This is a genomic window from Nocardioides sp. Soil774 (assembly GCF_001428125.1).
GTDB lineage: Bacteria > Actinomycetota > Actinomycetes > Propionibacteriales > Nocardioidaceae > Nocardioides.
This window is the reverse complement of the sequence record NZ_LMSM01000001.1, coordinates 245,459-262,930: the sequence shown is the minus strand read 5'-3', so window position 1 is coordinate 262,930 and position 17,472 is coordinate 245,459. Positions and strand designations below refer to the sequence as shown.

Below are 17,472 nucleotides of genomic sequence, written 5' to 3'. Positions count from 1 at the left end.
CGCTCAGAGGTCGGTCGTGCCCTCCGCGACCAGCACGGCCGGCCCGGTCATCAGCACGCGGTCGTCCTCGGTCCACACGACGGTGAGCGTCCCGCCGGGCACGTCGACGCGGTACGCCGTCCCGCGGGGGGCGTCGTCGCCGAGCGCCGTGACCACCGCCGCCGCGCACGCGCCGGTGCCGCAGGAGCGGGTCTCGCCGGCCCCGCGCTCGTGCACGCGCATCGCGACGTGGTGCTCGCCGCGGCGTACGACGAACTCGACGTTGACCCCGTCGGGGTAGATCGCGTCGTCGTGCTCAGGCTCCTCGAGCAGCGCGCCGGGCTCGGCGAGGTTGTCGACGAACGCGACCGCGTGGGGGTTGCCCATCGACACGTGACGTGCCGGCCAGGTGCGCCCGCCGATCGACACCGACGTCTCCTCGAGCACCTGCGGGGCACCCATGTCGACGGTCAGCTCGGCGCCGGACTGCTCCACCGTCTTGACCCCGTCGCGCGTGCGGATGCGCATCGGGAACGACTCGCCCTCGCGGTGGTGGAGGTAGCGGGCGAAGACGCGGACGCCGTTGCCGCACATCTCGCTGACCGACCCGTCGGAGTTGCGGTAGTCCATGAACCAGCCGTCGTCCTCCCGCACGGCGCGCAGCACGCCGTCGGCGCCGATGCCCGAACGGCGGTCGCACAGCGCCTGCACCCGCTCGGGGGTGAGGTCGCCGTGGACCGTGCCGTCCGGGTCGGGCAGGACGACGAAGTCGTTCTCGGTGCCGTGGCCCTTGAGGAAGGGGTAGCTCACGGCTCCAGTGTGGCAGGGACTCCCGGGCTACCGCTTGTCGACGACGCGGGCCGCGCCCCCACCACGTCGCGTGGGCTCCGACACGGCGGTGAGCAGGCCGCCTCGGCCGAACTCGATGGCGGTCGCGGCACCGATCTCGGCCGCGCTGGTGAACGCGTCCCCGGCGGGGACGAGCTTGTGGCCGAGCGCCGTGAGGGCCGGGCCGTAGGCCGTGATGAACTCCGGCTCGGCGGTCGTGCTGGCCGTGTTGCGCTGGGTGGCACGAGGTGCGGCGATCGCCTGCTCGACGTCCATCCCGAGGTCGATGCGGTTGACGATCATCTGCAGCACGGTCGTGATGATGGTCGAGCCTCCCGGGGAGCCGAGCGCCAGGAACGGCTTGCCGTGCTTGAGCACGATCGTCGGCGACATCGAGCTGCGCGGACGCTTGCCCGGCTGGATCCGGTTGGGGTCGGTCTCGACGTAGGTGGTGGAGAAGTCGGTGAGCTCGTTGTTGAGCAGGAAGCCGTGGCGCGGCACGACCTGGCCGGATCCGCCGGTCTGCTCGATGGTGAGGGTGTACTCCACGACGTTGCCCCACTTGTCGGCGACCGTCAGGTTGGTGGTGGAGATGTTCTCGGTGTCCGCGTCGGCGTCGGCCTTCGCGGTCGCGGTCGCGGTCGAGCACACACCGTCGTACGACGTGACGTCGCCGGCCGCGGTCGGCTTCGGCATCGCCTTGGTCGGGTCGATCCGGCAGGCGCGCTCCGCGGCGAAGGTGTCGCTGAGCAGGTCGCGCGTCGGCACGTCGACGTAGGCGGGGTCGCCGACGTACGTGCCGCGGTCGGCGAAGGCCAGCGCGCTGGCCTCGAGGTAGTGGTGGAGCGCTGCTGTCGTGCCGACCGTGCCGAGCGGGTAGCGCTCGAGGATGTTGAGCGCCTCGCCCACCGTGGTGCCGCCGGACGACGACGGCGCCATGCCGTGGACGGTGTAGCCGCGGTAGTGGATCTTCGTGGCCCTCTGGTCGCGCACGGAGTAGGTGCGCAGGTCCTTGCGGGTCAGGTGGCCGGGCGGCACGGGGAGCGTAGTGGTGCTGGTCGTGCGCGGGTGGCGCACCACGTCGGCGATGAGGGCGGCGAGCTTGCCGCGGTAGAAGTACGGGAGGCCCCTGCTGCCCAACCGGGTGTAGGTCCGGGCCAGCTGGGGGTTGCGGAACACGCTTCCGACCGCCGGGGCGTCACCGCCGCGCAGGAACAGCTTGCGGGTGGCCTTGAACGCGCGGAACCGCACCTCGTTGTCGAGGGTCTGCTGGCGGAAGGTCTCGTCGACGACGAAGCCGCGGGTCGCCACGTCGATGGCGGGCTGGAGGGCCTCGCCGAGCGAGAGCGTGCCCCACTTGGCGAGCGCGCGGTCCCACGTCGCCGCGGTGCCGGGCGTGCCGACCGAGACGCCGCTCGTGACGAGGTCCGGGGTGAAGGGGTAGGGCTTGCCGGTGGCCGGGTCGATGAACGCGTCCTGGGGCATCGTGCGGGGAGCGGTCTCGCGGCCGTCGATGGTGCGCACCTTTCCGGTCCTGGCGTCGTAGTAGACGAAGTAGCCGCCGCCGCCGATGCCGGCGCTGTAGGGCTCGGTCACGCCGAGCGTGGCCGCGGCGGCGACCGCGGCGTCGACGGCGTTGCCGCCGTGGCGCAGGACCTTGAGCCCGGCGGCGCTGGCCTCCGGGTCGACGGTGCTGATCGCCCCGCCCTTGCCCACGGCCGTGGGGATCTTCGCGGTCGGACGCCCGCGCTCGGCGGCGGCCGAGGGGGCCTCGGCCTGGGCGGTCGAGGGCGCGACGAGGAGTCCGGCGGCGAGGGCGAGGCCGCACGTGGCCGGGACGACGGATGCGAGCCGCCGGGAGGTGAGGTGGGGCATGGGAGGGGCCTTCCGAGAGACGGACCTCCACCCTGCCCCCAGCCGACGGGCCGTGTCCACGCCCCCGGGGAGGGGACGCGCATCAGCGCACGACGGAGTACCGACCGCACAGGAAGTCGCGGTTGCGGGCCACCTCCTCGAGTCGCAGCTCGACGTGGCGCGGCAGCACCCGGGCGCCGCTGCCGAGGGTGACGGGCGCGTACTGCAGCCACACCTCGTCGAGCAGGCCGGCGTCGTGGAACTGGCCGACCAGCTCGCCACCGCCCACGATCCAGAGGTCCTTGCCGTCCGCGACCTCGCTCATCTGCGCGTGGACCTCGCGCACGTCGTCGTCGGTGAAGCGCACCTGCTGGGTGGGGGCGAACTCGCGGTGCGTCACGACCCACGTCGGCTTCGGACCCCACGGGTCCTCGTCGTGGTCGAGGATCCACTGCCACGTGTTGGCGCCCATCACGCACGCGCCGGTGCGCTCGCTGAACGCGGGATAGGCCATCGGGCCGTCCTCGTCGATGTCGCGCGAGGTCAGCCAGTCGAGAGAGTGGTCGTCGGTCGCGATGAAGCCGTCGAGCGTGCAGCCGGTGTAGTAGATGGTCGCCATCGGCCCACCGTGCCACCGACCACCGACACCGATCTTGATCGTGCTTGCGCTCGTCGGGGATATCGGGCTCAGGCGGTGACGCCCTCGATCGCGCGCAACGCCTGCCCGAGGCGGTCGGGGTCGTCGTGGGCGACCCACACGACGCGCGGGTCCTTGCGGAACCACGAGTCCTGCCGTCGGGCGAAGCGCCGGGTGGCGGTCTTCGTCTGCTCGATCGCCTCGGCGAGCGTGCGGTCGCCGGCCAGGTGGCCCATCACCTCGCGGTAGCCGATCGCCCGGTTGGCCGTACGCCCCTCGGCCAGGCCGCGGGCGAGCAGGGCCTCCACCTCCTCGACGAGGCCGCCCGCGAACATCTCGTCGACCCGGCGGCCGATGCGCTCGTCGAGCGTCGGCCGGTCGATGTCGACGCCGACCTGGACGGTCAGCGGGTCGACGTACTCCAGGCGCGGGAGCGAGGCGCTGAAGGGACGCCCGGTGAGCGCGACCACCTCGAGCGCGCGCACGACGCGGCGGCCGTTGTCGGGCTCGATCCGCGCGGCGGCGTCGGGGTCGACCCCCGCCAGCCGGGCGTGCAGCGCAGTGCTGCCGAGGCGCTCGAGCTCGACCTCGAGCTCGCGACGCAGCGACTCGTCGGTGCCGGGGAACTCGAAGCGGTCCACGATCGCGCGGGTGTAGAGGGCCGAGCCGCCGACCAGCACCGGCACGGCGCCGCGCCCGCGGATGTCGGCGATCGCCTCGCGCGCCCACTCCTGGAACAGCGCGACCGTGGCGGGCTCGGTCACCTCGAGCAGGTCGAGCAGGTGGTGCGGGATCCCGCGGCGCTCGGTGGCAGGGAGCTTGGCGGTGCCGACGTCCATGCCGCGGTAGACCTGCATGGCGTCGGTGTTGACCACCTCGCCGCCCAGCCGCTCGGCCACCTCCAGGCTCAGACCTGTCTTGCCCGACGCCGTCGCGCCGACGAGGGCGACGATCGGCGAGGTCATGGGGCCATTCTCCCAGCCCGGCTAGGCTCGGATCAGCCCACCCGCCGGGGTGGGCACGGACGAGCGAGGCGCACATGGGTTTCCTGGACAAGGCCAAGGACAAGCTCACCAAGGCGGTCGACGACCACGGCGACAAGATCGCCCAGGGCATCGACAAGGCCGGCGCCGTGGTCAACGAGAAGACCGGCGGCAAGCACGCCGACAAGATCGGCAAGGCCACCGGCAAGGCCCGCGACGCGCTCGACTCCCTCGACGGCAAGAACGACGACATCCCGCCCGGCACTGCCCGCTGACGCAGCCCCTAGGTTGGGCGGCGTGACCGACCGCTTCGTGCTCGTCCCCGCGTCCTACGTCTACCTGCTGCGCGAGGGCGCCACCGGCACCGAGGTGCTGCTGCAGCTGCGGCAGGGCACGCCCTACATGGACGGTCACTGGGCCGCGGCCGCCGCCGGCCACGTCGAGCGGGGCGAGACGGCGTACGACGCCGCGCGGCGCGAGGCGCTCGAGGAGCTCGGCGTCACCGACGTCGAGCTCGAGTTCGCCTTCACCATGCAGCGCACCCAGCACGCCGACGCGATCGACGAGCGGATCGACTGGTTCTTCACCGCCCGCTCGTGGAGCGGCGAACCGCGCGTGGTGGAGCCGGAGAAGGCCGCCGAGATCCGGTGGTGCCCGCTCGACGCGCTGCCGACGCCGATGGTGCCGCACGAGGCGCACGCGCTGGCGCACCTGTCGTCCGGCGCCGCCTACCTCACCTTCGGCTGGTCGCGGTGAACGGGCGGACCCACCCCTGGGGGGTGGTCGGGGCTCCGTGCCCGAGGCAGGATCGAACGATCGACCCATGGGAGGGAACCCGATGAGCAACGACGACCTGAGCCCGATGCCGACCCCCGTCACCGAGGAGCCCGAGCTGGTCCCCGGCGGCATCGACGCGCTGCCCGAGGACCCGGCCGACAACGGTCTGGGCCGCGACCTCGACCCCGACGACAACCCCGCGGTGGACGACGTGCTCCCCGACGAGATCGCCGAGCCCGACGACAAGCCGCAGGCCCCCGAGGGCGAGGCCGACCAGGAGCCGGGCTCGACACCGGGCTCGACGTCGGGCTCGACCTCGGGCTCGGGCTCGGGCTCGACCGACTCCGGCCCGAGCGCGGGCCAGGAGGCCGAGGACGGGTCGCCGGAGCCGCCGGCCTGAGGTGATGAGCTGATCGTGGAGTCCGTGTTCCGGCTGACGGCTCACGGACTCCACGCTCTGGTTGCGATCCCCGGATATCCGCGGATCGCAACCGCAGCCGGATCAGGCCGCCGCCTCAGGCCACCCGCACCTGCTCCCGCACGGCCGCCCACCGGGAAGGCCCGCCCGCTCGAAGACGAGCGACAGCTTGGCGGCGGTGCTGCACGGTCGGTCAACGACCTGACCCCACGTCAGACGCACGGTTCCCTGCCCGGCCACCGCCGCGTCGAGGTCGCGCTCGAAGTCGCGGTCGCGCTGCTCGGCCGTGTCGTGGAACAGGCGCCCGTCGAGCTCGACCAACGCCTGCTCGCCGACTGCGACGTCGCGGTAGATGACCCCGCTGGCGCTCGCGACCCGCACCTGCAGAGCTCCCTCGGGCAGACCGTGCGGCCGCTCGACGCGAGTGACGTACGCCTGCTCGAGGACCGAGCACGACCCTCTGGCCACATCGGCGAGCACGGCCTGGAGGAACGCGCGGCGCGGCGCGCGGGCACGCCGCGCCAGCGCCTCCTGCATGCGGACGGCCGACGTGTGTCGACTCTGCACTGCCCGGGCGACAGCCCCGATGGCATCAAGCTCGTCCGCCGTCTCCAGCGCGACGTCTAGGGCTGCTTCTTCGTAGCGCATCCGGGGAGGACCAAGGTTCCACAGGACGCGGTCCTGCATCCCGAAGGTGCGCACCACGGTGATGCCCGTCGGGGCGAGCACGCGCCGGTCACGGGCGACCGCGACCCAGATCGGACCGGCGTCGTCGCCGCGGCCGGGGCCATCGGCAGCCCGGACCGCGGAGGGCCCGCAGAGGGCGGCGCCCAGGTCGTCGTCACGGGGGCCGCCCAGGCGTCGCCGCGAGTCATGCGCGGCGCAGAACAGCACGCCCGCCCAGGCCCGTTGGACCCAGGTGGGCGTGCCGGTGTGGTCGACGTACACCCCGGGGAAGAGCGGTGTCAGGTCCCGGCGTCGTAGGAGTCGACGCAGGTCGTGGGGGGCGATCCCGGCAGCCTCCACCTGACGTCGTGAGATCACCCCGCACTGGCGGGCGAGGTTCGGCGCGATCGGCTCCATGTCGTACGACGATCCCCGCCGGCCCTCGGCCGCGGGAGTCCCGTCGACGGATCTGTGGACAACGGGGATCGTGGAGCTCGCGGTCCGAATACGGGCTCACGGACTCCACGATGCGGTTGCGATCCCCGGATATCCGGGGATCGCGACAGCGACCGAGGCAGGGAGCGAGAGGGCGACCCTCAGCCGCAGGCAGGCGCGGGCGGGAGCGGCGCGGGTACCCCGACCGCCGGCATGCCGAGCCCGACCGAGGCGGGCGAGGACGACGTGGAGGACCCGGACGTACGCCGCTCCCACGCGTCGCCGGCGCGCGTGCGGCGTACGGACCGGATCGCGCCGTCGGCCACGAGGTGGTGGGGCGCGGCGTAGGTGACGTCGACGGTGACCATGTCGCCGGGACGCACCGACGAGGCGTCGACGGCTGAGAAGTCGGCGGCGAAGTGCACCAGCCGGTTGTCGGGCGCGCGACCGGACAGGCGTCGCGTCGCAGCGTCCTTGCGGCCCTCGCCCTCGGAGACCATCAGCTCGAGGGTGCGCCCGACCAGGGCCTTGTTCTCCGACCAGGCGATCTCGTCGACGAGCGCGGCGAGCCGCTGGTAGCGGTCCTTGACGACGTCGGGGGCGACCTGGTCGTCGAGGACGGCGGCCGGGGTGCCGGGGCGCTTGGAGTACTGGAAGGTGAACGCCGAGGAGAAGCGCGCAGCGCGCACCACGTCGAGGGTGGCCCGGAAGTCCTCCTCGGTCTCGCCGGGGAAGCCCACGATGATGTCGGTCGTGATCGCGGCTTCGGGGATCGCGGCGCGGACCCGCTCGATGATCCCGAGGTACTTCGAGGAGCGGTAGGACCGGCGCATGTCGCGCAGGACCTTGTCGGAGCCCGACTGCAGCGGCATGTGCAGCGACGGCATCACGTTGGGCGTCTCGGCCATCGCCTCGATGACGTCGTCGGTGAACTCGGCCGGGTGCGGCGAGGTGAATCGGACGCGCTCGAGGCCCTCGATCGCGCCGCATGCGCGGAGCAGCTTGGAGAACGCCTGGCGATCGCCGAACTCCACGCCGTAGGCGTTGACGTTCTGCCCCAGCAGCGTGATCTCGGTGACGCCCTCAGCCACCAGCGCCTCGACCTCGGCGAGGATCTCGCCGGGCCGGCGGTCCTTCTCCTTGCCGCGCAGCGCCGGGACGATGCAGAACGTGCACGTGTTGTTGCACCCGACCGAGACCGACACCCAGGCGGCGTACGCCGACTCGCGCTTGGTGGGCAGCGTGGAGGGGAAGACCGACAGCGACTCGAGGATCTCGACCTGCGCCTCCTCGGCGACGCGGGCCCGCTCGAGCAGCACCGGCAGCGAGCCGATGTTGTGGGTGCCGAAGACGACGTCGACCCACGGGGCGCGGGTGGTGATCGTGTCGCGGTCCTTCTGGGCCAGGCAGCCGCCGACCGCGATCTGCATCCCCGGGCGCTCGGCCTTGACCGGCGCGAGGTGGCTGAGGTTGCCGTAGAGCTTGTTGTCGGCGTTCTCGCGCACCGCGCAGGTGTTGAAGACCACCACGTCGGCCTGGTCGCCGCTCGCGGCCCTGACGTAGCCCGCGTCCTCGAGCAGGCCGCCGAGCCGCTCGGAGTCGTGGACGTTCATCTGGCAGCCGTAGGTCTTGACCTCGTAGGTGCGAGCCGGTGCGTGGGGTGCGTTCATGACGCTCCCAGCGTACGGCGGACGCCGCCGGCCCCGAGAATCGCGCGGCTGGCCGGCCGCATGCCACCCGCCTAGACCATTCGAGTGCACAAACGGGTCATTACTCCTCAGTAATGCCTAGTTCTGCCGCATGTCTGTTCAAGATCAGGTCAAGTCATCCACAATTGGGTAACAGCAGATCTGGTTTTGCCACGAGATCCGCCCCGCCCCTGACTCGAACGGAAGCGTCTCGTGAGCCTCGCCAGCGTCATCACCCGGTCCTCCAGCACCCGGACCGCACACCTGGCGCTGCTCGGGCTTCTTGTCACCGTCCTGTTGCTCTCGGTGCAGCAGGTGGGGGCGTACGCCGAGGGCGCGGCGACCGCGAAGCAGGGCGCGAAGCACGGCACCCAGCACGGCACGAAGGGCGGCAGGAACCAGCGACGCGAGGCCGTGCGCGGGACCCTCGCCTCCCTCCCGCCGATCGTGCAGCCCGGCACCACCCCCGCGGCGCCGTCGGACAAGGGCTCCCTGGTCGCCACGTTCACCCCGGCCGACCCGGGCCGCAAGGTGACCCTCGAGCGCCAGACCTCGCGTGGCTGGAAGGCCGTGGCCACCAGCACCGAGGACGCGTGGGGCTCGGCCGCCTTCGCCCCCACCGCCGGCACCTACCGCGCGCGGACGACCTCGGACGGCCGCACGTGGATCACCGGCAGCGTCACCCCCACCCGCTGGGACCCGCAGTTCGAGGACACCTTCTCCGGCACCACGCTCGACACGTCGGTGTGGAACGACCAGAAGCGCGAGCACGAGAGCGTCTACGCCCCCCGCACCTGCGCCCGCGTCGACCCGGCCGCGCGCCGCGTCGGTGACGGCGTGCTGCACCTCGGCGTCGCCCTCGACCCGGCCCTGGCCGGCACGCCGTGCGACTACACCTGGAAGGGCACCGCCGGCACCAGCCCCTACCTGCTCAACAGCCAGGTCTCGACCGAGTACACCCGCTTCTTCCGCCACGGCATCGTCGCCGCCCGCATCAAGCCCCAGCGCGCCAAGGGCATGCACTCGGGCCTGTGGCTGCTGCCCGCCGGCACGAAGTACACCGACGGCGTGCCGTCGGCCGGCACCGAGATCGACGTCATGGAGTTCTTCGGCGAGACCGGCCGCGGCACCGAGGAGATCGGCTCCCACGTGCACTACTACGAGGCCAACTGGGACAAGGTCAGCCTCGGCGGCACCTTCAAGGACACCCGCCAGGCCCTCGGCAAGGGCCGCAGCTGGTGGGACGAGTTCCACGTGTTCTCGGTCGAGTGGACGCCCACCGAGTACGTCTTCCGCGTCGACGGCCGCGAGTACTACCGCGAGACCACCGCGGTCTCGCAGGCCGACCAGTACCTCGTGCTCTCCAACCTCACCTCCGACTACGAGCTCGGCGAGCTCAGCGCCGACGAGCTCTCCGACACCGCCCAGGTCGACTGGGTCCGCGTCTTCGACGCCACGGCCAAGGAGTCGGTGCGCATCACCCGGGGCCGCAAGGTCGCCTGACCGTCCGCGGCACCGTCACCCCATCGAGATAGCCCGTTCGGGTCATGCCCGATGGCCCGGAGGGGCTACCTGCCGATAGGTTGCGCCTATGACCGCGCAGGAAACCGCACCTGTCAGCGCCGGCCGGGGCGAGCCCCTCGTCGTGCTGAAGGACGTGCAGAAGCACTTCGGCCAGCTCCACGCCCTCAAGGACATCGACCTCACCGTCACCCGCGGCGAGGTCGTCGTGGTGATCGGGCCCTCGGGCTCGGGCAAGTCGACGCTGTGCCGCACGATCAACCGCCTCGAGACCATCGACGAGGGCACCATCACCCTCGACGGCCAGCCGCTGCCGCAGGAGGGCAAGGCGCTCGCCGCGCTGCGCGCCGAGGTCGGCATGGTCTTCCAGAGCTTCAACCTCTTCGCCCACAAGACGATCCTCGAGAACGTCACCCTCGGCCCGATCAAGGTCCGCGGGATGAAGAGGGAGGACGCCGACAAGAAGGCCCGCGAGCTCCTCGAGCGGGTCGGCGTCGGCCACCAGGCCGAGAAGTACCCCGCCCAGCTCTCCGGCGGCCAGCAGCAGCGCGTCGCGATCGCCCGCGCGCTGGCCATGGAGCCGAAGGTGATGCTCTTCGACGAGCCCACCTCCGCGCTCGACCCGGAGATGATCAAGGAGGTCCTCGACGTCATGGTCGACCTCGCCCAGCAGGGCATGACCATGGTCGTGGTCACCCACGAGATGGGCTTCGCGCGCACCGCGGCCGACCGCGTGGTCTTCATGGCCGACGGCGTGATCGTCGAGGAGGGCACCCCCGAGGAGTTCTTCACCCACCCGCGCTCGGACCGCGCCAAGGACTTCCTCGGCAAGATCCTCAAGCACTGAGCAGCCCGCCACACCACGCACTCGGGACAGCACCACTCCATCCCCAGGAACCCACCGACGGCCTCGGGCCGCCAACCGAAGGAGAGCAAGGATGAGACTCATCAGGACCAAGGCGATCATCGCCACGGCGGGGTTGGCCCTCTCGCTCGCCGCCTGCGGCGACGCCGGCAGCGACGACACCGCTTCCACCGACGTGGACGTCGCCGAGAACGCGGCCGACAGCTTCGACGACGGCACCGCGATGAAGGAGCTCGCCGACGCGGGCAAGATCACCATCGGCGTGAAGTTCGACCAGCCCGGCATCGGGTTCAAGGGCGCCACCGACGACATGCCCAAGGGCTTCGACCCCGAGATCGGCAAGATCCTCGCCGCCTCGCTGGGCATCGCCCCGGAGGACATCGAGTGGAAGGAGACCATCTCCGACAACCGCGAGCCCTTCCTCGAGGAGGGCGAGGTCGACCTCGTCATCGCGTCGTACTCGATCACCGACGAGCGCCGCCAGGTCGTCGGCCAGGCCGGTCCCTACTACGTCACCGGCCAGCAGCTGCTCGTCGCCTCCGACAGCGACATCGCGTCGCTCGACGACGTCAAGGGCAAGGAGGTCTGCTCGGTGACGGGCTCGACCTCGCTCGACAACATCAAGGCCGAGGGCGCGAAGCCGCGCGGCTTCGACACCTACTCCGAGTGCGTCGACCAGGTCCTCAGCGGCACCGTGGACGCGATGACGACCGACGGCGCGATCCTGCTCGGCTACGCCGCGGAGAACCCCGACGAGCTCAAGGTCGTCGTGGACCCGTTCTCCGAGGAGCGCTACGGCGTGGGCTACAGCAAGGACAAGCCGGAGATGTGCCAGTGGATCGTCGACACCATCAAGAAGGCCGAGGACGACGGCGACTGGGACGCCGCGTTCGAGGCCACGCTCGGCCAGTCGGGTGTCGACACGCCCGAGCCGCCGGCCATGGACGAGTGCCCCGCCGCCTGACGCACCCACCCCGCTGAACCAGCACTGATCGGACGCCGGCGGGCCTCGTGCCCGCCGGCGTCCACCAGAGAGGAGCCCACTGCATGGACGCGGTGTTCTCGAACTTCGACGACTACCTGAAGGCATTCGGCCTGACGATCGGCCTGTTCGTCGTCTCCGGCATCGCCTCCCTCATCTGGGGCACGATCCTCGCGGTCCTGCGTGTCGGGCCCGTGTCGATCCTCAACAAGGCCGCCGCGCTCTACGTCACGCTCTTCCGCAACACGCCGCTGCTGATGATCTTCATCTTCATGGCCATCGCGATGCCGGTGCTGGGCTACAACTTCAAGTTCGTCGAGGACGTCGAGATCGGCGGGTGGAACGTCTCGGCGTTCTTCGTCCGCTCGTGCATCGCGCTGACGCTCTACACCTCCGCGTTCGTCTGCGAGGCGATGCGCTCCGGTGTCAACGCCGTCCCCCTCGGCCAGGCCGAGGCGGGTCGCGCGATCGGGCTCACCTTCAGCCAGTCGATGAAGCTCGTCGTGCTCCCCCAGGCGGCGCGCGCAGTCATCCCGCCGATGACCAGCGTGCTCATCGCACTGATCAAGAACACGTCCGTCGCGGCGGCCTTCGGCATGGCCGAGGCCGTGGCCACCATGCGGGCGCTCACCAACAACAACGCCGACCAGCGCATCGGGATCTTCCTGGCGTTCGCCGTCGGCTACATCGTCATCGTCGAGGTGGTCTCGCTGGCCTCCTACGCCGCCGAGCGCAAGGTGAAGGTGGCCCGATGACCACGTCCGTCCTGTTCGACGCCCCCGGCCCGAAGACCGTCGCCCGGCACCGCGCCTACACCGTCGTCAGCGTTGTCGCGCTGGCTGCCCTGGTCGCCTTCGCGGTCTGGAAGCTCTACGACCGCAGCCAGCTCGAGTACGCCCTCTGGGAGCCCTACGTCACCCCGAAGTACATCCAGTACGTCCTGGTCGACGGCCTGCTCGAGACGCTCAAGATGGCGTTCTTCTCCATCATCTTCGCCGTCGTCATCGGGCTGTTCCTCGGCATCGGCAAGCTCTCCGACCGCGCGTGGATCCGGTGGCCGGCCTGGCTGGTCGTGGAGTTCTTCCGCGCGGCCCCGGTCCTGCTGCTGATGGTGTTCGCGTTCTACCTCCTCGCGATCGGCAACGGGCCGCTCAGCCCGTTCTGGTGCGTGGTCATCGCGCTCACGCTCTACAACGGCTCGGTCCTCGCCGAGGTGTTCCGCGCCGGTATCAACGCCGTGCCCACGGGCCAGTCGGAGGCGGCGTACGCCATCGGCATGCGCAAGTCGCAGGTGATGACGTCGGTGCTGCTGCCGCAGGGCGTGAAGATCATGCTGCCCTCGATCATCAGCCAGATGGTCGTGGCGCTGAAGGACACCAGCCTCGGCTACTACATCCTCGCGCCCGGCCTCACCGCCGTCGGCAAGCCGATCTACCTCGAGTTCCGCAACCAGGTGCCGACAGCGATCGTGATCACGGCGCTCTACGTCATCGTGAACCTGATCCTCACCTGGATCGCGACGCGCGTGCAGAAGCGGCTGGTGGGCGAGAAGAACCCGCTCGAGCTCACCCGGGTGGGCAACCTCGACGGCGGCCGCAACACCTGATCAGCGCTTGGCTGAGACCCACAACCTGATCTCACCCTCGACCACGACCGTGCCGTCGGTGCGCACCCCGCGCACCCGCACGGGCAGGTCGTAGCCCTCGCCGAGCTCGGCGGTCCACTGCTCCGGGTCGGTCTCGGCGATGCAGGTGATGTCGGAGGACGCCTTGGCGGTGTAGGCGACCTCCATGCCCTTGGGGATCCAGCGACGGTCGCGCGGGATCGTCGCCTCGGCGAGCGCGCCCATCGCCGCCTCGAGGCCGTTGCACAGCGCGATCGCGTGCACCGTGCCGATGTGGTTGTGCACGCGGCGGCGCTCGGGGATCACCAGCTCGGCGTGGTCGGGCTCGATCACGGTGAACCGCGGCCGGATGGTGGCGAAGTAGGGCGCCTTGCGGCTGAAGGCGTACGAGAAGACCCGCTCCCCCAGCGGCAGCGCGGAGGTCTTCTTCCAGAGGTCCAGGACGGCAGGCATGCCGCGATGTTACTGGACGGTAACCAGCCACGCCAGCACCCGGCCGGCCACCTCGTCCGGGCCGAGGTCGGTGTTGTCCACGACGAGGTGCGGCCACCGCGCGAGGACGCGCTCGCCCGGTGCGTCCCGCCCGGGCTCCGAGGTCATCCGGTAGTCCGCCTCGAGCTGGCGGACGTTGTCGTCCGACCACTCCACGTCGCGCTTGGACTTCTTCTCCGCCAGTCGGTGCTCGGTACGGTTGCGGACCAGGCGCGTGTCGAGGCCGGCCACCAGCTCGACCACCGCCACGTCGTCGGCGTACGGCGCGAGCAGGCGGGCGAGGTAGTCGGCCTCCGCCTGCTCGTCCATGCCCATCACGAACGTGAAGACCAGGTCGGTGCCGGCGGCCGCAGCCTCCTCGATCACGCGGCTGCGGATCTCGGTGTTGAGCGTGCGGAAGGGCGGCGTGCCGTAGTCGAAGACGTCGAGCAGCATCTCGATCGAGTGGTGGTTGTGGAACAGCCGGAAGTCCGAGCGGTCGGCGATCGCGCGCCCGACGGTCATCTTGCCGACGGCGGGTGGTCCGAGGATCAGCAGCAGCATCCCCGGATCCTCGCCGATGCGCCGAACGGGCGCACCCCGGTTGTGCCGCCAGTCAGATGAAGAGCAACTGGGCCCCGTCGGTGAGCTCCATGAAGTCGCTGGCCGAGATGATGCCCTCGACCTCGTCGATGAGGTCGTCCTCGTGCAGCTTCATCATGTCGGCGCTCATCCGGCACGCCCACAGGTGACCGCCGGAGGCGTGGATCATCTCCAGGAACTCCGGCACCTCCGGCACGTCGAGGTCGGCGATCTGCTTCTTCATCATCTTCGTCGTCGCAGCCGTCATGCCGGGCAGGCCTGCCATCCCCTGCGGCATGTGCACGCCGAACATCCCCGGGGGGTGCATGGCGGTGTTGCCGAGGTAGGAGAACTGCAGGTCGCCCTGGGTCCTTTTGTTGATCATGTCGAAGCCCCAGAACGTGAAGAACAGGTGCACCTCGATGCCCTCACCGAGGGCCGCGTTGCCCAGGATCAGCGCCGGGTAGGCCATGTCGAGGTTTCCCTTGGAGCAGATGATGGCCAGCTTGCGGCCGGACTCCGCCTCGTCGTCGAACGACGGGACGAAGGAGGTCTCCTCGTTCACCTGGGAGGTCACGTCGGTGGTCATGTCACACACATCCCTTCGGCTTGGGCAGTCCGGCCACGTAGGCCATCTTCTTGGCGGGCTTCTTGGGGAAGAGCCCGAACAGGGTCTTCACGTCGATGCCGGTCTGGGTGCTGACCCGACGCAGGGTCGGCGTCTCCCCCATGGCGGCGTGGTCGGTGCGCAGGAACCGGATGGGCACCCAGTGGGCCTCGGTCATCTCGATCCCGATCAACCGGGCCAGCTCGACGCCCAGGTCCTCGGTCCAGTCGTCGGGGTGGACGAGGAAGCCTTCCTCGTTCACCTCGAGCGTGCGCCCGGAGATGGTGGTGGTGGGCATGCTCATTCCTCTCTCATCGACGCCGACATGGCGGCAGGTGGGCCTTCGGGGTGCTTGCCGGCCATGGACATCTGCGGCTTCAGCCCCAGCGGCCGGCCGGGGAGCAGGGCGTTCCAGTAGATGTGGCGGAACGCCAGCTTGGACAGGTGGTTGAAGCGGCTCTCCTTGAGCAGTCGCAGCGGGCCGACGCCCGGGACCGGGAAGGTGCCCGTGAGCGGCTCGGTCTCGTAGTTGAAGTCGAGCAGCAGGGCCTTGCCGTGCCCGGACTCCACGAAGCAGTTGGCGTGACCGTCGAAGGAGTGCGTCATCGGCCTGCCGTGCGCGAGCTGGACCAGGTTGTCGATGAAGACCTCCACCGAGAAGTGGGCCACCGAGCCGGCCTTGGAGGTCGGCAGGTTGGCGGCGTCGCCCAGCGCGAAGATCTCCGGGTGCGCGGGACGGTCGCCCTGCGGGAGGTACTGCATGGTGTGCTTGTCGACGGTGACGTAGTTGAGCTCGTCGCCCAGCCCGGACCGCTCGACGAAGTCGGCGCCCATGTTGAGCGGCACGGTCACGAGCAGGTCGTACGGCACCTCGCGCTCGTCGTAGGACCGCAGCACCTTGGCCTCCTGGTCGACCGACTCGACCATGAAGTCCGTCTCGACGGTGACGTGGCGCTCCTCGAGTGCGTGCCCCAGCTCACGGCTCGCGACGGGCTTGGTGAACGCGCCGTCCAGCGGGGTGACGAAGACGAGCTCGGTGCGCTCGCGCAGACCGTGCTGGCGCAGCCAGTCATCGGCGAGGAAGGTGAACTCCAGGGGCGCCACGGGGCACTTGAACGGCAGCTCGGTGATGTGCACGACCAGGCGCCCGCCCTCGAAGGCGGCGAGGTTGTCACGCAGCGCCAGGGAGCCCTCGAACGTGTAGAACTCGTTGACGCTCTTGTGCCAGCCCTCGCCCAGCATGCCGGGGGTCTGGTCCGGGCGGGGCGTGGTGCCGGACGCGATGACGAGGTGGTCGTAGTCGAGGACGGTGCCGTCCTCGAGCACCACCCGGCGGCCGTCCGCGTCGACGCGGTCGACCTCGCCCGTCACGATCCGGGTCGCGGGGTCGATGAAGCGGCGCTTCGACCGGCGGACCTGCTCGGGGGTGTTCATCCCGAACGGCATGAAGAGGTAGCCGGGCTGGTAGTCGTGCACGTCGTCGCGGTCGACGAGGGTCACGTCCCAGTCGGGCAGGACCTTGTGGACCTTGTTGGCGACCATCGTGCCGGCAGTGCCGCCGCCGAGCACCAGGAGCCTGGGGGGTGTGGTGGTCATGCTCCACATATACCCCCGGGGGTTTATGTGGGGACAGGGTCGGAGGTCCCGTCCGGGCAGGGAACAGGTGCCGCCACGTGCAGCCGCATCAGCCGGCGGCTCGTACGTCGTCGCGTGCGGGCTTGTGCGCCACCGCGAAGATCCGGCGGAACGGCATCACCACGCGGCCCGCCGCGTCGGGCGGGTAGGCCTCGCGCAGCAGCGCGCGGAACTCCTCCTCGAAGAGCGGGCGCAGGTCGTCGGGGAGCGCCTGCAGCGTGGGTCGCGCACCCGTGCCGGAGACCCAGCCGAAGACGGGGTCGGGGCCCGTCAGCACGTGGAAGTACGTCGTCTCCCACACGTCGACCTCGCACCCGAGCTCGACCAGGACGCGCAGGTAGTCGTCGGGCTCGTGACTCGCGGGCACCGCGACGTCGCGCACGTGCTCGGCATAGGGGGCGCGCTCGGCGATGTCGGAGCGGAGGGTGTGGCTGGGCTCGTCGAAGTTGCCCGGCACCTGGAAGGCCAGCCAGCCGCCCGGCGCCACCCGGTCGACGAGCGACCCCAGCAGCTCGAGGTGGTCGGGCAGCCACTGGAGGGTGGCGTTGGAGACGAGCACGTCGACGGGCGCGCGCAGCGCCAGCGGGTCGGGGCGGGCCCAGTCGCGCAGGTCGGCGACCTCCCACGTCACGCCGTCGAGCGCGCGTGCCGCGGCGATCATCTCGGTGCTGCTGTCGATCCCGGTGACGTCCGCGCCCGGCCAGCGGTCGGCCAGGAGCGCGGTGAGGTTGCCCGGGCCGCAGCCCAGGTCGACGACGGTGCGCGGCGTCTCGGCGGGCACCCGGGCGAGCAGGTCGACGAAGGGGCGGCCCCGCTCGTCGGCGTACGCCAGGTAGCGGTCGGGGTCCCAGCTGTGGGTCATGTCGGCTCCTCCCTGCGGGCGTCTGTCCACACCCCCGGACGGTAGTCCGCTGCGTTCG

20 protein-coding genes are annotated in these 17,472 nt (G+C 70.8%); 8 read left to right on the top strand and 12 right to left on the bottom strand.

Features of this window, described 5'->3' with window-relative positions:
* Positions 1 to 3: 3 nt before the first annotated feature.
* The 4 genes from dapF to miaA form a co-directional block, all read right to left on the bottom strand.
* Positions 4 to 789 (bottom strand): diaminopimelate epimerase, encoded by a 786-nt coding sequence (dapF, locus tag ASG76_RS01320; protein WP_056598874.1) that lies wholly within the window; start codon positions 787 to 789, stop codon positions 4 to 6.
* A gap of 27 nt (positions 790 to 816) precedes the next feature.
* Positions 817 to 2,682 (bottom strand): gamma-glutamyltransferase, encoded by a 1,866-nt coding sequence (gene ggt / locus ASG76_RS01315; RefSeq protein WP_056598872.1) that lies wholly within the window; start codon positions 2,680 to 2,682, stop codon positions 817 to 819.
* Positions 2,683 to 2,764: 82 nt separating this feature from the next.
* Positions 2,765 to 3,280: a dihydrofolate reductase family protein gene (locus tag ASG76_RS01310; RefSeq protein WP_056598869.1), complete on the bottom strand. Its 516-nt coding sequence runs from the start codon at positions 3,278 to 3,280 to the stop codon at positions 2,765 to 2,767.
* 68 nt (positions 3,281 to 3,348) lie between these two features.
* Entirely contained in the window at positions 3,349 to 4,263 is a 915-nt protein-coding gene (gene miaA, locus ASG76_RS01305; RefSeq protein ID WP_056598866.1) for a tRNA (adenosine(37)-N6)-dimethylallyltransferase MiaA, read from the bottom strand.
* Between the two features lie 74 nt (positions 4,264 to 4,337).
* On the opposite strand from miaA, the gene ASG76_RS01300 reads away from it, so the two are divergent.
* The 3 genes from ASG76_RS01300 to ASG76_RS01290 all read left to right on the top strand — a co-directional run bounded on the left by ASG76_RS01300 (position 4,338) and on the right by ASG76_RS01290 (position 5,458).
* A complete protein-coding gene (locus ASG76_RS01300; protein ID WP_056598863.1) occupies positions 4,338 to 4,556 on the top strand; it encodes an antitoxin in 219 nt (72 codons plus the stop codon).
* Positions 4,557 to 4,578: 22 nt separating this feature from the next.
* Positions 4,579 to 5,037, top strand: a complete 459-nt coding sequence (locus ASG76_RS01295) for an NUDIX hydrolase (RefSeq protein WP_056598861.1) — start codon at positions 4,579 to 4,581, stop codon at positions 5,035 to 5,037.
* 67 nt (positions 5,038 to 5,104) lie between these two features.
* Entirely contained in the window at positions 5,105 to 5,458 is a 354-nt protein-coding gene (locus ASG76_RS01290; RefSeq protein WP_157558871.1) for a hypothetical protein, read from the top strand.
* Positions 5,459 to 5,560: 102 nt separating this feature from the next.
* Here the strand turns inward: ASG76_RS01290 and ASG76_RS01285 are convergent, their stop codons facing one another.
* On the bottom strand, positions 5,561 to 6,559 hold the full coding sequence (locus tag ASG76_RS01285; protein WP_056598855.1) for a type IV toxin-antitoxin system AbiEi family antitoxin domain-containing protein: 999 nt from the start codon (positions 6,557 to 6,559) through the stop codon (positions 5,561 to 5,563).
* A gap of 179 nt (positions 6,560 to 6,738) precedes the next feature.
* Positions 6,739 to 8,247, bottom strand: coding sequence for a tRNA (N6-isopentenyl adenosine(37)-C2)-methylthiotransferase MiaB (gene miaB / locus ASG76_RS01280; protein WP_056598852.1), 1,509 nt, complete (start codon positions 8,245 to 8,247; stop codon positions 6,739 to 6,741).
* 231 nt (positions 8,248 to 8,478) lie between these two features.
* Between miaB and ASG76_RS01275 the strand changes: the two genes are divergently transcribed.
* The 5 genes from ASG76_RS01275 (at position 8,479) to ASG76_RS01255 (ending at position 13,239) form a co-directional block, all read left to right on the top strand.
* Positions 8,479 to 9,768 (top strand): family 16 glycosylhydrolase, encoded by a 1,290-nt coding sequence (locus tag ASG76_RS01275; protein WP_056598849.1) that lies wholly within the window; start codon positions 8,479 to 8,481, stop codon positions 9,766 to 9,768.
* An 88-nt stretch (positions 9,769 to 9,856) separates the two neighbouring features.
* Positions 9,857 to 10,633, top strand: coding sequence for an amino acid ABC transporter ATP-binding protein (locus ASG76_RS01270; protein ID WP_056598846.1), 777 nt, complete (start codon positions 9,857 to 9,859; stop codon positions 10,631 to 10,633).
* A 91-nt stretch (positions 10,634 to 10,724) separates the two neighbouring features.
* Positions 10,725 to 11,615: a glutamate ABC transporter substrate-binding protein gene (locus ASG76_RS01265; RefSeq protein ID WP_056598843.1), complete on the top strand. Its 891-nt coding sequence runs from the start codon at positions 10,725 to 10,727 to the stop codon at positions 11,613 to 11,615.
* A gap of 83 nt (positions 11,616 to 11,698) precedes the next feature.
* Entirely contained in the window at positions 11,699 to 12,388 is a 690-nt protein-coding gene (locus tag ASG76_RS01260) for an amino acid ABC transporter permease (protein WP_056598839.1), read from the top strand.
* Positions 12,385 to 13,239 carry an amino acid ABC transporter permease gene (locus ASG76_RS01255; RefSeq protein WP_056598836.1) on the top strand — a complete coding sequence of 285 codons (855 nt, stop codon included), beginning with the start codon at positions 12,385 to 12,387 and terminating at the stop codon, positions 13,237 to 13,239. The genes ASG76_RS01260 and ASG76_RS01255 overlap by 4 nt, the downstream gene beginning before the upstream one ends.
* On the opposite strand, the gene ASG76_RS01250 is transcribed toward ASG76_RS01255, so the two are convergent.
* The 6 genes from ASG76_RS01250 to ASG76_RS01225 form a co-directional block, all read right to left on the bottom strand.
* Positions 13,240 to 13,710 (bottom strand): hotdog fold domain-containing protein, encoded by a 471-nt coding sequence (locus ASG76_RS01250; RefSeq protein ID WP_056598834.1) that lies wholly within the window; start codon positions 13,708 to 13,710, stop codon positions 13,240 to 13,242.
* 9 nt (positions 13,711 to 13,719) lie between these two features.
* Positions 13,720 to 14,292: an AAA family ATPase gene (locus ASG76_RS01245; protein WP_056598831.1), complete on the bottom strand. Its 573-nt coding sequence runs from the start codon at positions 14,290 to 14,292 to the stop codon at positions 13,720 to 13,722.
* 52 nt (positions 14,293 to 14,344) lie between these two features.
* Complete coding sequence (locus ASG76_RS01240; RefSeq protein ID WP_056598828.1) at positions 14,345 to 14,899, bottom strand: DsrE/DsrF/DrsH-like family protein; 555 nt, start codon at positions 14,897 to 14,899, stop codon at positions 14,345 to 14,347.
* Between the two features lies 1 nt (position 14,900).
* Positions 14,901 to 15,215, bottom strand: coding sequence for a TusE/DsrC/DsvC family sulfur relay protein (locus ASG76_RS01235; protein WP_056599446.1), 315 nt, complete (start codon positions 15,213 to 15,215; stop codon positions 14,901 to 14,903).
* A 2-nt stretch (positions 15,216 to 15,217) separates the two neighbouring features.
* Complete coding sequence (locus ASG76_RS01230; RefSeq protein WP_056598825.1) at positions 15,218 to 16,513, bottom strand: NAD(P)/FAD-dependent oxidoreductase; 1,296 nt, start codon at positions 16,511 to 16,513, stop codon at positions 15,218 to 15,220.
* Between the two features lie 88 nt (positions 16,514 to 16,601).
* Positions 16,602 to 17,414 (bottom strand): trans-aconitate 2-methyltransferase, encoded by an 813-nt coding sequence (locus tag ASG76_RS01225; protein ID WP_056598822.1) that lies wholly within the window; start codon positions 17,412 to 17,414, stop codon positions 16,602 to 16,604.
* Positions 17,415 to 17,472 lie beyond the last annotated feature (58 nt).